This window comes from Pelotomaculum sp. FP (assembly GCF_004369245.1).
Lineage (GTDB): Bacteria > Bacillota > Desulfotomaculia > Desulfotomaculales > Pelotomaculaceae > Pelotomaculum_C > Pelotomaculum_C schinkii.
This window is the reverse complement of sequence record NZ_QFGB01000079.1, coordinates 1-15,649: the sequence shown is the minus strand read 5'-3', so window position 1 is coordinate 15,649 and position 15,649 is coordinate 1. Positions and strand designations below refer to the sequence as shown.

The following is a 15,649-nucleotide window of genomic DNA, read 5'->3' as shown; positions in this document are numbered from 1 at the left end:
CGCCTTAGCTGTTCACAATAAATGAATTGAGGCTTATTGGTTTTCCTGTTCCGTGAGCAATATTTATTAATTCTATGTAAACAAGAGAATAAGGGGAGTAGACTCTAAAATTAGGGGTTTAAACCGCATATTGATCGGGATGATACTGTAACAAGACTTCTCCTAACTTAGGGAGGTAACTGGAATTGATAGAATTTCTTCAGATAGTAGGCTCCCTTCTGGACAAAATCATTGTTATTACCCCGATAGGAATAATCATTACTCTTATGAGGCGTATTGGAGGTTGAAAAATGTTCGATCTAATCCGACAAAAAGCAGTACAGTTCATGCTTGAACGTGGATGGAGAAAATTGGTTGCAAAAAGTGGAGCATATCAACAAAGCCTATTCGAACATACAATGTGCGAGCTTGATGTTCTTTTGCAGCTACTGCCAATTCTTCGCTTGCCAAACCACTATGATTTGAAGCCGGAGGAGGAGCAGATTCTCATTGTATCTGTAATAGGACATGACGTCGGCAAGGAGACCAAGGAATTTCAGGACTACATAAAGGGTCTATCCCAAGATAAAGCCATACATATTATTACTGAACTAACAAAGAAAGTAGTACCTGAAATTTGTGAAGCTCTGGGTTTCAGCAACCTTCAGCACTGCTCACACCAAATCATTGAAAACTGCATCAACCTTCACATGTCCCGAAGCCGCACTGATGCAAATCTCATCTTTTCAATCTTTCAAGGTACCGGCCGGTGGAAGGCCCTGGCGGATATTGTGTACGTTCTGGACAACTTTTGTTCCACTAAGGGTATGTTAGCCGCCCTTAACACGCTGGAACAAAGCAACTTGTCTATGAACCTAAAACTGGCTTATCACCAGGTTGTTGTAAGAGGGGTCAGCACGGTTTTTTTACACAGGGCGGCGGTGGACAGCTTTATTGAGCAAGGTTGGAGCCCACTTCTTTTTTTCAGTGAAGGAACCATCTACGCTGCTTCATCTTCGAGCCAAATATGTGAACCATCCAGGGAAATAATAGAAGGCCGTTTGTTTCAACTTATCGAGGAGGTCACGGGAAAAGATGTTTCCAGACTGATGGTAGGTAGCCCGGTGGCAAATATTTTACCAAAACCCGATATTTTTGATTGCGAGGAAACGGAAACCTACTTAAAAATCGCCGCCGGAAAAATAAAACGCGGTTCGTTCGCGAGAAAAAAATACGGAGACAGGGAAAAGGTAGTGAAATCTTACTTAAAATTGATCGAATCAGATTTAAAAGAACCCAGCCAGGAAACAGTTGACCGGCTTTCGGAGCGCATTGACATTGCCCAGCCGGAAATAGTTGCCTTTAAATTTTTCAAGGCTATAATGGGCGAAAATTTAATCGGACGTGAGGGAGTGAATATTGCCGCAGAAGAATACGAAAGAGTCTTTGGGGAAGGAACCTGGCAGAAGCTTCAGAGCACTTCCACGTTAATGCCCGCCAAAGATATGGCTCACACGGTCGATTATTTCTGGAAATTACCTGCCGACCGGTTTGGCTATTCCGGTGGTAACGTAAGCGAACTGGCGGATGAAAAAAGGGACAGCCTGCTTATAAGCCTTCTAAATGGCATCGCGGAAAAAGTTTACGCGAAAATTGAAAACCCTCCGTCCCGTTCCACTGTCAATAAAAAAATGGCGATAGCTTTTATCGGAGACTTGATAAAGCCATCAAATCAAGAAGAATTCAAGCTGCTGGTGGAGAAACAGTTGAAGGCTTATTCCCAATCAAAGCCATTTGCCGGAAAGGAAACTAAAAGGGCAGAATATTTTTGTCCGGTTTGCAACGTGCCTTTTGATGACGGTGTGAAGGCTTCCGCCGATTTTCTGAGTAACCCCCAGACGCATACGAACCGTGGGGTGTCCCACGGCAAGTTTGATTATGTTATGATTTGCAGGAACTGTTACTTTGAGCGGGTATTAAGGCAACTTCTTCTTCAGGAAAAGTCTTCGGAAATGATCGTGCTTATGCCAAGAATGAATATCGGTTACCAGGCGGGGCAACTGCTGGTGGAGAAGGTTAAGAAATTTTATGATGAGGCATGTAGTTTCATGTTTGGAAACGGCGATCCTGACCGCCAAATTTCACTTTCGTTGACCCATCTTGTTGCCAGGAATGTTTTAGGGCAGGAGCTTGATCAACTTAGCGGCGAGGAAATCGCCGGGCTTTTAACGTACCGGCATTCCGACGAGACACGTAATAAGTTAAGGAGGGGTTTGGAAAAGAGAATCAAAGACTTTTACGGAGATTCTTTGGATCAGGCAAACCTTGAGTGGGTCACGGATTTTCCGACTTGGGACGTAGCGATATCGGCTGTAATTAATAATCTTGTGGAAGATTCCGTAGTTAAAGAGGTTCGGGATGAAGTATATCGCCTTGGTCCCCAGTTAAAGGCGGTGTGCCAGACGCCAAACTTAATCTTAATTCCATTAACTCAACCAATCGTTTTAGGGAAGGACGGTGACGCAAACGCCGCCCTGCGCAGGTTATTTGTTTCCCTTTTGATTGGTTTGGCTCTTGATGCGACGGTTGCCATCATCAATAACAATGACGGTTTTGATTTTGAGGGAGGTGAAGGAGTGGCCCTGGCGCCGCCTGTAGCCTCCATTCGTAAAATGGTCAACGGGAATTGGATACCGCTTGAGGATTCCTCCAGGTGGTTTCGAGCAATTGGGGCGGCCAGCATTTTAACCCCGTATACCGCCTATCCCGAACGTTCCAACCTGTTTGCCATCCTTTCCGAACCTACCCCGGGGCATATCCTGCGACGGATTGAAGAGAAAAATGACGGGCAGGTTGGCTATTATCATTTTGAATACCTGGATATCATCGAGGAGGTGTTATTTTGAGACGCTTCATTTATTCAAAAGTTGAACAATTTCACTACGAGGACATTAAAGAAAAGATTGAGGAAATCAAAGATGCCTTTGACCGTTATCTTGACAGTTACCCTGTAAAAACCAGTCAAAGCAAACACGGCATTATGGGACCGGTAGGGAAAATCCTGCAGGAGATCAAAAAAGGTAAATGGGATGTCGAAGGTTTAAGCGGCTATGCCGTAAACATCCACCTGCATAACCCCAAAACAAAAGGGAGAATCAGTGAAAATGCCAGGGCGGCGCTGGAGGAGGGCATAGAAAAGCTTCTGTCTCTCATCCGGGAGGAATCGATTGCCGCGCAGGATCGGATTTTGGAGTTGGTTGATTATGGGCTTTATTACCGTCGCCGCAAGAAGAGTTTAGCCTGGTTGGAATCAGTCAAAAGGGAATGGGTAGAGTTTCTAAAAGAAAAATATAGCACATGGGAGAACTTGGTCAAGGCGTGGGGAGAGAAACCTAAAAAGGGAATTCAAGACATTGAATCTATCGGTTATCCAAGTAAAAGGGTATACGCGGAGGCGAAAGATCAGAAAAAAGCGGATATGGGTGAGTTTATCAAGCAGGCGGAACTAAAAGGCTATGATTTGGATGACGAGGAGGAATAAAATAATGACAATTATTGAGCAGTATCTGGTGGATAAGCCCCAGCCATTAATTGGCGCGAAGACGCTCCAGCTCATCGTTATGCGGGAAATCCTTGATTACACGGTGTTGAGAACCGAGGAGGACCGCCAGCTTAATACGGTGTATACGCCGCTATCAGTAAAGGAAGATAAAGCGACGCGCAGGGTGGCTTTTTTGGCCACTAAGCAAAAAGCCGCTGAGTCCCGCCAATTGGAACAGCTTCTAAGGACGGCCACGGAAGAGGCGAAATTATCTATACCGGAGTGCTACCTGAAAGATAAACTTTGTATGAAATGTCCCCGATGCGGGTTATACGGGGCCACCAGCACCGAGTCGGGGCAAAGTGAAAGGGCCAATATCAAGCACCGCATTGAATACTCCACCGCTTTTTCATTGTTGCCTTATGAGAATATTGCCACGGTAACTACCTTTAACGCCATCAATGATAAGAATATCACCACCGGACAGGCTTTGGGCAGCCGCTACGCGGTGGCGCCCGCCACCCTTTTCCCATCCATTGTCACTTTAAAAAGCGTAACATCGATTGAGCTGGCCCTGGCGGTAAAAACGCTGCTAGCCTGCAAAAGTTACGGGGCGGAATCGAGAATTGGCGGCGATGTGAGGAACACCATTATCGGTGTGACGGCGGGCTGGGAAGAAGTAATTACCTCTCTGGAACTAACCTTAGAGCTTTACGATCGCCGGGATAAAATTACCCCCGCTGAGATCGCGGCGTTTATCAAGAAAGATTATGTGCCCAAAGCGGGAAACCCGGACAAGGTAATTGTTTTGGAAAAGGAGCAGACCGACGAACTCATTAAGGAGTGCGTCAATACTACCCTGGATAAGGGATTGCTGGAGAAAGCCTATAAGGATATTCGAGAGTACCGGGCCATACAAGTAGGTTAGGAGGAAAAGCGATGCCAGACACTATTGATCTCGCTGAACACGGGATCAGGTTGTTTTTTTGCCGTCTGTTTAACCATGATTACCTGTGGTTTTCATCTTATGAAGTGAGCAAAGTATCTTCCACCTATCCGGTTATTCATAATTACGCCCTTTCTTATTCACTTGCTGACTTTTCTTACGGCATCTACAGAGGTTCGACGCCCCGCTACGAGGAGGACCTGGCCGGCTTTCCTTTGTATGCCACCCCTGCGTACAGAGAAGAATACGACAAAAGCCGCCTTACTTACAATGCTGTTAATTCCCTGACCTTGCGTACGGATGACGCTCCACGGGGCATCAATTCACCGGGGATTGGCTGGCGGGTTTATTTGAACCCGGCTTGGGGGAAAGAGGTTCGTTCTAAAAGCAGTTTTAACTGCTATGTTTTTACTTTTGATGGTTCGGTACCAAGGGGGGTAACCAGGTTGGGGAAAAAAGGTGCGGCAGTGAGAGTAATTTGGGAGGAGATCACAGTACCACAGGCCGTTTTTTGGAACAAAGCGATTCGCCCGACCCATCCAGTCAACCCCCTGGATATTGCCGGTCAAGTAGATAAATACGATCCTATTATGATTCCACCCCATATGCTTTTTCGCACAGCGGAAATTAAAGGGGATTGGTTTTGTATAAAGAAAGAGCACAGGGTGCATGTTCCTATAAGAGTAATGAAGCGGATTTCAGGAGGCTTGGACTAGTGAAAACATTGCCATTGACATTGCCGTTGGTGCAACATCCACTGGTCCTGATGCCACTGTACCATCATCAGGCTGTCATGCTTGATGAATGGACAAACCACAGCACTTTTCTGGTTGGAACAAAAACCGGCACCGGTAAAACTGCCGCAGCGGTCCTCCCCATTCTTAAATACAAAGAATCAGCAATTATGGTTTACCCGACCAATGAACTCATTCGCAACCAGGTTGCCGGTGTCGTAAACATCGCCAGACTGGAAGGCTTAAATCCGTGTATCTATGAGCCTGAAACAACAAAAGAAGAGTTCGGGAAGGCAGATGTTTTGCTTGTTCATATCGACGCCGCTGCCTTGGAAAAATGGGGAAGGGAAAAAGGGTGGGGAAACAAATGGAAGGTTTTAAACCGATTGCTGGAAAACAATAAAACAAAAATCATATTTACAAACCCCGACATACTATTTCTAATTTTTGCTCTCCGCTACCGGGGGGAAGTGCTGGCTTCCCTTCAGGGCTACCGGACACTTGTTGTTGACGAGTTTCACTTGTATCAAGGGGTTGAATTTGCCCACGCCCTGTTTATGGTCCATTTGGCGAGACACATGGGGATGTTTGAAAGGGTGGTGCTCCTCAGTGCCACTCCCGATCCCGAGGTGAAGAAGACCGTTAGGAGATTTTTTGCCCCGCTGGAAATCGATTTATCTACCCGGTCAAGATATGTCAATAAAGGGAAAAGAAAGGCCGTCCATGAGGTCGAAATCATCCTATGCTCCGCCGGGACGGATCCTGTGGAAACAGCAGTCAATACCATTCTTTCACTGAGAGAAAGAGAAAAGTTAATTGAGTTGGGCAAGCAGGAAAACGAGCCAGAATATATCCCGGCGGTGGTAGTGCTGAACTCGGTAATTAACGCTATTAGATTAGAAGACCGCCTGGTCGAAGAAGGGTTTTCAAGAAATGAACTGTTAATTGCGAGAGGACTTTCAGACCGTGATATCCGGCAAAAACGGCCGGAGCATCTCCTGGTTATCGGGACGTCTGCTATAGAAGTAGGCGTGGACTTTAAATGTGATTACCTGGTATTTGAGGCTTTTGAAGCCCCCTCGTTTATGCAGCGCTTCGGCCGGGTAGGCCGCCACAGGCCAGGGAAGGCCTATATAATATGTCCGGAAAATGTCAGATCCGGTATTGAGGGGTTGGATAAAGAAGTTACAAGAGATGAATTTGAGACAAAAGTATACGACTGGTATGCGACTCCGGAATCCAGGCCATGGTTCATTTATACCCGTAGCGGGCTAATAACGGTATATACCCTGGTAAACAATATTATTTCAAAAGTTATGGAGGGTTATCAAGGAAGTTCTGAAAACATTGATGTGGTAAAAAATAAACTGGAGAATATAGCGGAAAAATATGCGGAGAAAATTCACTGTGAGAGGCTTTTAGCAGCTATTCGAAGCCAATTTGCAAAGGCCGGACAAGGTATCAAAGAATATAAATGGCTTAAGGTATACCAGGAACTGAATACTTTTCGCACATCGTTACCCAGTATTCGTATTTATGATTATGCCGAAAAAGAAAGAAGAGGTGAACAATATGCCTCTTATAACGTTGATTTGATTTCATTAATACATAGGGCGGAGGGACTAAGCTTTAATCCGAAGTTAAATTTCCAGGGTCCCGAAGGGATGCTAACGGTTAAAAGATATGGAAAATATAAACAAGTTTCGGTAATAGGAATTAGTTCCATTTCAGAAGCTCACGGAAGGTTTTTTCAAACAGTTGATTTCCCTGAACTTTCAATACTTCAAAATGATCATTGCACACCGGTTTCTCATATTATGACACTAAAGAATCACATTTTTACAATTGTTCCAAAAAACTTAGTTAAAAGTGACTGGAGATTACCAGCCTTTCCATGTGGACAATCCCTGATAGCTTTTGATGGAGCTGCTTTGCTTCTTAATGAGTTATACTTAAAAAACATGTATAATATTTAAGCTGCAATTGAAAGATATCTGCCGCTTGCAGTTAAACAGTTTCGAAAAGAACGTTCAACTGTGGTTCAAGCCATTATATATACACCAAAGTGTTGCTCAAATCTCAGTACCAAAGCACCAGCCTCATATATTTACCTGTTATGTCCAGTCAGCAATAAAAATTCTTGATGGGGTCTCGATGATGACTAAAGACCGATAAGCTATTTCCCCTTGTTCTGCAAAATAAAGTTCAAGATATAACCTTTAAAATCCTCAAAGTCCTTTAATTTTGTTTGTATTATAGTATGCACTCTACTGGTATCAATTTCCCAATAAATATGTACCAGGCGGTTGCGAAAACGAGCCATGTTGGTTAATTCTTTGGCGAAATCTTTTGGTAGGACACCATGATTTCCAAGTATAATGAATATATCCGAGTAATCTTTGGGAGCTTCAAAATTATAGATGGAAATGATGTGGTTGCCGATATTCAAGGTGGTTTCTATCGCTAACTGCAGGAACCTTTCTGCGCTGCCGTAATTACGCGGGTCATTAATAAATTCATTATGATTTATATTACTGAGTTGGCTTAAAATAGACAGGTAATTGTCAAGCATTTTTAACTGCTTATCTACCTTTTGAAAATTAACCATCTGTCTTTCTCCCCTCCTGCAGCCTTTTAAAAAACTCCTCACGGTATTCACGGTAGATAGGCAGGCAGTCGATGTAGTATTTTCTCGCATATTCTACGAAGTCGGATCTTTTTTCTTCATCGTTGCTGAAAAGCAGCTTGCCGCAGGTGGCGTTGTATTGAATGGGAAGAGGCGCTTTGTTCAGAACCACCAGGTCGATATTATCGGTTTCGAATATCTTTTCCAGTTCTCCCGCCAGGCTCATTTCAATGCGGAAGGACTCCATATCCGGTAATTCCTGGGCCATTATGATACCTATATCTATGTCACTGAGTGGTGTGGGGCGTCCGCCGGCGTAAGACCCAAAGAGATATGCCGCCGCAACCGCAGGAAATTGCCGGGAAATTTCCTTTAACCGGGGAAACAGCTTTTCAATTTCAATTGTTTTTGCAGTGGTTTTCATAGTTGGCACTTCCTGTATTTTCATCCTGTATAAATTATAACATGATTGAGATTCAGGCAGCCTGACCGTTAAGTCAAATTTATCCCAATTTTTTCAGCAACTACACTTGTTAATATTTATATACTTACCTGTTGCTGAACGGTACGGGGAGATTGGTGATGGATTACAGATATGGAGCTCTGTAAAGACACTGGATAAAAATAACTTATTCCGGGTATTATCTAAATACCAAATAATTACGAACTCATATTTAGTAGAAGGATAGAGGAATTTGTTGATGCCTGCGAGAAATATAACGCAGGTCTTTGCTTTATGCAGCTATCACACAGCCCTATCAATTCTATATTCAGGCGGTACTACGATGAACCTCTTTTCCATTATACCGGACCGGTTTTTCAGCGTCCTGGCCAGCCCTTTAAAAGAGCACTACGCCGGGATCCTGTTTAAAATTTATGACCAGTACCTGCTGACCAGCCTGGGTATGGAGCGGGATGTGGTGATAGACGTAATTGTAGACTACATAGAAGAAAATTGGGAAGAAGAAGGGCAGTTCGCCGGGGCGCTTGACGACGAAATCTGGGATGAATCACTGGACAACCCCGCCGGTTTCCGCGACCGGGCGGCTTTCGTGCTGCGCAAACTGGAGTCCTGCGGCTGGCTTTCAACCGAAACCTATAACAATTACAAGCAGTATGTCAATATTAACGATTACGCGATTACAATTCTTGATACATTGGACAAAGTCCGCAAGAACCGCCAGGCTGAGTACCAGGGCTTTGTCTATGCCACCTACACCCTTCTTTACGCTGAGGATGTGGAACGTCAGGCCAACTTGGCCCTGGAAAAGGCCTTTGAACAAACCGAACAATTATTAAACGGTTTAAAGTCGTTAAACCACAATATCAAACGCTATATAGAGCGGGTGCTGGCCGAAAAACAACCGAAGGATATCTTAAAAATACACTTTGAAGACTACAAGCAGGAGATTTTAGACAGGAGCTACCACCGCCTGAAGACGTCCGACAACGTCTTTCGCTACCGGCCCAAGATCATCAAACGGATTAACAAGTGGTACCACGACCCGGCCTGGGTGACGGCGACTGCCACCCAGGAAGTCGAGAGGGGCCGCCAGGCCAGTCAGGCCGAGGCGGAGAAGGAAATATACCACCGGCTGGATTACATCCGCCAGGCCTACACGGGCATGGATGAAATATTGGAGGAGATCGACAGGCGCAACGTGCAATACGCCAACGCCTCCTTCCTGCAGCTGAAGTATATTCTTAATTCCAGCAAGGACCTGGAAGGGCAGCTGTTGGAAATACTCAAATACCTGGCCGGCCTGCGCACCGTGGAGGGTTATCGCCAGGGTGACGACCTGCCGCAAGCTTTTGACCGGCTCTTTAGCCTTTATTCCATTCCCTATATCGACGCGCAATCCCTCTATACCGCCCGGGAGGCCTCAAGGAACCACGCGCCGGTTGAATTCCAGAAGCTGGCCGGGCCGGATGAAAAAGAGCGGCGGGAGGTTTTGCGCAAGTACCGGGAGAAAATGGCGAGGCGAATGATCCGGGAACGGATTAACGCCTATGTCATGGACAAGCTGGGCGGGCGTGACTCTATCCGGGCCGCCGAACTGGGCGTTGACGAAGTGGAGGACTTCCTGAAACTAATCTATGCGGCTGCCTATGGCGCCTCACGTCTGGTCAACTACCAGGTGGACTTTAAGAAAGGCAAGCGGGTAAGGAGCGGTAACGGTCATTTTGAGTTCAAGGATGTCGTGTTCTCGCGCCGCAGGCCCCGTTAAAATCATCAAAGGAGCTATGTGCCTTGAATCCCTGGGAGATAATGGAAAAGATGAGCGTCAAGGAGCGGGAGGATTTCGCCAGGGTCGTCAATAAACTCCTGGGCAGCACTTTCATCACCAGAAGAAACGAAGAGAACAAGCGTGACTATTACTTCATCGAGCGTTATGAAGAGCTTCTGCGCGAGTATCTAAAGAACGCGGGCTGGACGCTGGTGGGTGACCGTATCTACGGTATCTTCCAGGCGGTAAGCGATTTTCCTGCCAACCGCCTTCATTTAAGGCTGGAAGAATCGATCATTTTATTGATTATCAGGTTATGTTACGAGGAGAAACGCAAAGAGGTCAACTTAACAGAAAACATCTGCCTCAGGGTACGGGAAATCCAGGACAAATACGCTGCTTTAAAAATACGCGCCCGGCCTATAGATAAAAAAAGCCTGCGGGAAGCGGTAAACTTGTTTAAACGTTTTAACCTCCTTACGGCCCTTGATAGCGATGTTACCGATCCGGAGTGCCGGCTTGAGGTGTACCCGACCATATTGTTCGCCACGCGGGTAGACGATGTGCGCAGTTTGTACGATAAACTTGAGAGCTACGGCAGTGCCCGGCCGGCTGGTGAGGACGGAGAGTGATACCTTGAAAGAATTGACCAAGATAAAGCTGATTAACTGGCATTACTTTGAAAACGTGACCGTAGAGATTAAGGGCGGCACATTGATTACAGGCGATAACGGCGCCGGCAAGTCGACCATATTGGACGCTGTCCAGTACGTGCTGGTAGCCGACCTGCGCAAAGTCAAGTTCAACGTGTCGGCTTCCGAGGAAACTAAAAGGGACTTGTCCGGTTACCTGCGGTGCAATACCGGCAGCGACGGCGAGAACGGCCGGCGATACTTGCGCAGCGGTGACGTCACTTCTTACGTGGCGCTTGAGTTCTATGACAATGTCAAAAGGAAATATTTTCTTCTGGGCGTGGCCGTCGATTCCTATGCGGACGGCCGGACCTGGGACAGCAAGTTCTTCAAAGTGGAGGACTGCCCCCTGGAAGACGGGATGTTCCTGGTTGGCAAACGTCCCCGCAACATCCGTGAGCTGAAAGTGGCTTTGAAGGACAGAAAATCAGCTACCATCTATTCCACGGCGGAGAGGTACCGGGAAGATCTCCTGGTGAAGCTTGGCGCCCTGAGTGAACGGTTCTTTGACCTGTTTGTCAAGGCCATCTCGTTTAAGCCGATTACCGATATCCGGCAATTCGTCTATTCCTACGTACTGGAAGAAAAACATGTAAATATCGAAGTGATGAAAGAAAACTTTCACCGCTATAAGGAGTACAGCGACCTAGCTGCCCAGACCCGGGAAAAGCTGTCGCTTCTTAAAAAGATTATTGACAAGTTTAATGAAATAGCGAAGGAACAACAAAAAGTACTGGTGCAGGACTACCTGATCCTGCGCGGGACTTGGGAGCACGCGGGGGCCTTGCGTGCCGCCAACCTGGAGGAAACCGCCAAAAAGGAAGTAGAACTGAAGACAACTGCCGAAAAATTGCAGGATACCCGCGAAAACGAGGGGCGCTGCCGGAAAGAATACGAGAGCTACCGGGACACTCTGGCGGCCAACTCCACCTTTCAGTTGTTGGAGCGGCTGCGCACTGAGATCGATGCGCTGGCTAAGAGGCGGCGGGAGCTCGAGCAGCAGCAGTCGGAAATGAAGGTGTCTGCGCAAAATGAAGTTGCCCGCCTGGAAAAATTACTTTACGACGGCAAGGAGCTCGTCAACCCGGATGAGAAGATGGCCCTGCGGGCTCTAACCGGGCTTTTCCGTGCCCTCTCCGGCGGCAGCCTGCCGCAGGCCGGGGCGGATGGCGCGGCAATGGCCCGCCGTCAGCTGGAAGAAGGCCGCACGACCCTGGAACTTCTCGAACAGCGCTTCAGCGAACAGGTTTGGGACATCTCGCGCCGGCAAAAAGAACTGGCGAATGATGAGAAAAGCCTGGAAGATGAGCTGGCCAGCCTGCGCAACAAAAAATTCATCTACAGTCATAAGGTTACTGAGCTGCGCGAACTGATCACGGAAAAATTCAAGTCGGATAAGGGATTTTTGGTTGAACCAAAAGTACTCTGTGAACTGCTGGAAGTGCCTGACGAAAAGTGGCAGGATGCTGTTGAAGGCTGGCTTAACACCCAGCGTTTCGACCTTATCATTGAACCGGAACACTTTAATTTTGCCCTGTCTGTTTATGAGCGGCATAAAAAAGAAAAGCGCATTTCAGGTGTCGGCCTGGTCAATACCGGCCGGGTGTTGGGTTTTCTGGACAAGCTGGAGCCTGGTTCGCTGGCTGAGGAGGTGCAGTCAAAGAACCGCTATGCCCGCGCCTATGTGTGCCAGCTGATGGGCAACGTAATCAAGTGTGAGAATGAGCAGCAGTTGAAACAACACCGCCGCGCCATTACCACGACCTGCATGACCTATGTCAACAACACCGCCCGCCAGATTAAATTTGAAGTTTACGAGACCCCTTTTATTGGTGAGCGCGCCTATGCACGGCAGATTGAGCGCAAAGAGGCGCGTCTGGCTGAAGTAAAAGCGCAACTTGGGCGACTGCAGGAAGAAGCCGGCGGGTTGGAGTCGCTGCGCAGGCGCTGTTCCGTCAAGGACGGCCGCTATGCCCTGCTACAGGAACGGCTTGGCGTATTTGGCGAACTGGCCTCGACAAAAAAGGAGCTTGTTGAGAAAGAAAAAGAACTGGCTACGCTGGATACTTCCAGTATCAAAGAAATCCAGGCGCGGATGGAGTCGCTGAAAAAGAGACAAGATAACCTGCGCTCGAAGATCGAAGGTTATATAGCGAAACAATCAACATTGAAAAGTCGCATAGAACAGCTGGAACAGGAGCGCCCCGCGCTGGACCGGGCGGCCGGCGCGGCGGAGGCCGAGTTTAAAACCTTCATTGCGGAACATCAGGACATTGTTGAAAAAGGCCAACCCCGCTATGAAAAAGAGGTGCGCCGCCGCACTCCGGAAAATATTGCGGCAAGTTTTCTGCACAACCGCAAGAGTTTGGAAAGCCTGGTCATAAATAAGCAAAACGAGCTGGTCGCCTTAAAGACCGCATACAATGGAGCGTACCAGTTTGGTGGCCGGGTTGAACCGGCTGAGATCGATGATTATGCCCGTGAGCATCAAAAACTGGTGGAAAGCGAACTCCCGGAATACGAGGAAAAAATCAACCTGGCCAAACAAGAGGCGGAGCAGGAGTTTAAAGAACACTTTATTAACAGGCTCAGGGAGAATATCGATAACGCCAGGGACGCCTTTAACACGTTAAATGACGCTCTAAAAACTGTATCTTTCGGCAGCGAGAGCTACCGTTTCCTGGTGGAGCCTTCAGCCCGCCACCGCCGTTTTCATGATATGATCATGGACACGGACCTGGTGGAAGGCGGCGTTTCCCTGTTTGACTCGCTTTTCCAGGAACGGCACCGGGAGGCGATGGACGATCTCTTTGATAAAATCATCAACACCTCTATGGAACAATTGCCCGTGAACATCGCCGAGTATACCGACTACCGGACTTTCCTGGATTATGACATCAAGATAACGCAGGCCAACGGGGAAACTTCCATCTTTTCCAGGGTGTGCCGTGAAAAATCCGGCGGTGAGACTCAAACACCGTATTATGTCGCTATTGTCGCCTCCTTTGTCCAGCTATACCGCATCAGGACCAACCGCGACAGCATCAGGTTGATGATGTTCGACGAAGCCTTCAACCGCATGGACAGCGACCGGGTGGAGAACAGCCTGCGCTTTATCAACGGGCTGGGGCTGCAGGCAATTATCGCCGCTCCCACCGACAAATGTGAATACATCACGCCGCACGTGCCGACCACCCTATTGGTAATGCGTGACGGCCACTACAGCTGGATCGAGGATTACAAGCAGTTAAAACTAACAGAAGATGACGAAGCGGCGCCGGAAGACGTTAATTCCAAGAAGATAGGCAGTACTGTCGCATGACGGGCATAAGATGGTGATGTTGATGAAATATGAGACCTTGATTTTAAATGCCCTCCTTGACAGTTTTGAGCGCAGCGCGCAGGGCAAAAAAATTACGCCGTCAGAAGCGGTGGAGAAAGATTACCTGCCTGATGGAGGGGATGAGGTATCCCCTGCCGGTGCTGCAATCCAGGGCCGCAGAATATGGTTCCATTTCAACCGCAAAAAACTGCCCGCCTATTTTAACGACACCAGCGCCCGGCCGAAAACGGAAATAAACGAAACCTGTCTGAACCTGGAGGAGCGCGGGCTGATCGAAATCCATTGGGTTAAGCACGAGAAAGGCAACCTGATTGAAAAAGTGTCCTTAAACACTGCAGCGTTATCAGAGGCATACCGCTGTCTTGGCCGGAAGCCGAGGGCGGAAGCGGCAGGCGATGTGTGTGCGTTGGCCCGCAGCTATTCGACAGGCGCCCCTGACTGGGCGGCTTCTTTTTTTGCATGGGTAACTTCGCGGCTTGGCCGGGGTGAGAGCGTGGCCCGTTATCTGGATATAGGGGATATGGACCGGGTGAAAATGCTTTTTCAGACGATCTGTGCAGCCGGGCAGCTTGTCGAAGAGACGCCGCGACGCATCTTCAGCCAGCGGGTATTGGGAAACAGCAAGGCTTTCGACAGCGTGGCCGGAGCGCTGGCACGTGTGGCCAGGGACTTTCACCCCGCTTTGCAAAACAGCGGGGGAGAAGGCGGGAACTGGGAACAGAAAGAAGTCCTGGCTGAACTGGGCCTGTTGGACAACCCGCAGCACCTTTTCATAAGCGGGCCCCTTAAGTTTTCCATCCGAGACCGCATCGTCGATGTTGCCGCTTTTACCCCGGATATAGGACTGCCAGCCGAAATCGTGCGGCAGATGACATTTTTGGAAATGAACGCGGACCGGGTGATCACCATCGAAAACCTGACCTCATATTACGAGTTTATTAAAAAGTACCAGGGATGTTTTTTGGCAATCTATCTGGGTGGCTATCACAACTCCCCGCGCCGCCTGTTCCTGACCAAACTGCGCGACTATCTGGCGGCAACCGGACGTGCAGTAGTCTTCCACCACTGGGGCGATATTGATTACGGTGGATTTACTATCTTCAACCACCTGCGGGTGAAATGCGACCTGGACCTCAAACCCATGCACATGGATGAGGCCACGCTGCTGCGCTACGAGCAGTATGCCATGCCTTTTGATCGCGCTTACGCTGAAAAGTTGCGCCGCTTGCTCGCTGAGGAGGATTATGAAGTCTTCCATGACACGATCCGTTGCATGCTGGAAAAAGGGATACGGCTGGAGCAGGAGTGCGTGGAGGTTGAGGTTGTTTGAAAACACGTAATATTAAAAATAACGGTGAGTGAAGTTCCACCAATTATGATGGCGCTGATAACTGGATAAAAATACCTCTCCCTGGGAATAATAACACCCAAAGGGCAATGTCATTAAGATAAGCAAAGAGTCGGCAAGGCAAAAGAGCATCATGAGGGCAGAAGAGCTTATCAGGATGCTCTTTTCTCTTAGGGAAGCTGAAAAATGCATGCAAATGAAGCAGATCGTGA

At 47.8% G+C, this 15,649-nt stretch carries 12 protein-coding genes; 9 read left to right on the top strand and 3 right to left on the bottom strand.

The window, feature by feature from the left end; genetic code table 11:
- Positions 1–290 precede the first annotated feature (290 nt).
- The 5 genes from Psfp_RS19440 to cas3 are packed head-to-tail and all read left to right on the top strand — an operon-like array spanning position 291 to position 7,176.
- The gene (locus tag Psfp_RS19440) at positions 291–2,885 is read left to right on the top strand and encodes a hypothetical protein (RefSeq protein ID WP_134220176.1); all 2,595 of its coding nucleotides are present in this window, start codon (positions 291–293) and stop codon (positions 2,883–2,885) included.
- Positions 2,882–3,520 carry a hypothetical protein gene (locus tag Psfp_RS19435; protein ID WP_134220175.1) on the top strand — a complete coding sequence of 213 codons (639 nt, stop codon included), beginning with the start codon at positions 2,882–2,884 and terminating at the stop codon, positions 3,518–3,520. Before Psfp_RS19440 ends, Psfp_RS19435 begins: the two co-directional genes overlap by 4 nt.
- A gap of 4 nt (positions 3,521–3,524) precedes the next feature.
- Positions 3,525–4,448, top strand: coding sequence for a type I-D CRISPR-associated protein Cas7/Csc2 (cas7d, locus tag Psfp_RS19430; protein ID WP_192895546.1), 924 nt, complete (start codon positions 3,525–3,527; stop codon positions 4,446–4,448).
- Between the two features lie 11 nt (positions 4,449–4,459).
- Entirely contained in the window at positions 4,460–5,182 is a 723-nt protein-coding gene (cas5d, locus tag Psfp_RS19425; RefSeq protein ID WP_134220173.1) for a type I-D CRISPR-associated protein Cas5/Csc1, read from the top strand.
- The gene (cas3, locus tag Psfp_RS19420) at positions 5,182–7,176 is read left to right on the top strand and encodes a type I-D CRISPR-associated helicase Cas3' (protein WP_134220172.1); all 1,995 of its coding nucleotides are present in this window, start codon (positions 5,182–5,184) and stop codon (positions 7,174–7,176) included. The genes cas5d and cas3 overlap by 1 nt, the downstream gene beginning before the upstream one ends.
- Positions 7,177–7,376: 200 nt before the next feature.
- Here cas3 and Psfp_RS19415 read toward each other — a convergent pair whose 3' ends face one another.
- Both Psfp_RS19415 and Psfp_RS19410 read right to left on the bottom strand, forming a co-directional pair.
- Entirely contained in the window at positions 7,377–7,808 is a 432-nt protein-coding gene (locus tag Psfp_RS19415; RefSeq protein WP_192895545.1) for a DUF86 domain-containing protein, read from the bottom strand.
- Entirely contained in the window at positions 7,801–8,250 is a 450-nt protein-coding gene (locus Psfp_RS19410) for a nucleotidyltransferase domain-containing protein (RefSeq protein WP_192895544.1), read from the bottom strand. Before Psfp_RS19410 ends, Psfp_RS19415 begins: the two co-directional genes overlap by 8 nt.
- Before the next feature lie 361 nt (positions 8,251–8,611).
- Here Psfp_RS19410 and Psfp_RS19405 point away from each other — a divergent pair, with 361 nt between their 5' ends.
- The 4 genes from Psfp_RS19405 to Psfp_RS19390 are packed head-to-tail and all read left to right on the top strand — an operon-like array spanning position 8,612 to position 15,419.
- Complete coding sequence (locus Psfp_RS19405; RefSeq protein ID WP_134220169.1) at positions 8,612–10,054, top strand: Wadjet anti-phage system protein JetA family protein; 1,443 nt, start codon at positions 8,612–8,614, stop codon at positions 10,052–10,054.
- A gap of 23 nt (positions 10,055–10,077) precedes the next feature.
- A complete protein-coding gene (locus tag Psfp_RS19400) occupies positions 10,078–10,686 on the top strand; it encodes a DUF4194 domain-containing protein (RefSeq protein ID WP_134220168.1) in 609 nt (202 codons plus the stop codon).
- Positions 10,640–14,068, top strand: a complete 3,429-nt coding sequence (locus tag Psfp_RS19395; RefSeq protein ID WP_192895543.1) for an SbcC/MukB-like Walker B domain-containing protein — start codon at positions 10,640–10,642, stop codon at positions 14,066–14,068. Before Psfp_RS19400 ends, Psfp_RS19395 begins: the two co-directional genes overlap by 47 nt.
- Before the next feature lie 16 nt (positions 14,069–14,084).
- On the top strand, positions 14,085–15,419 hold the full coding sequence (locus Psfp_RS19390) for a Wadjet anti-phage system protein JetD domain-containing protein (protein WP_192895542.1): 1,335 nt from the start codon (positions 14,085–14,087) through the stop codon (positions 15,417–15,419).
- Positions 15,420–15,462: 43 nt separating this feature from the next.
- Here Psfp_RS19390 and Psfp_RS22060 read toward each other — a convergent pair.
- Positions 15,463–15,649: hypothetical protein (locus Psfp_RS22060; RefSeq protein WP_205079635.1), on the bottom strand; the 187-nt coding region annotated here is incomplete at its 5' end.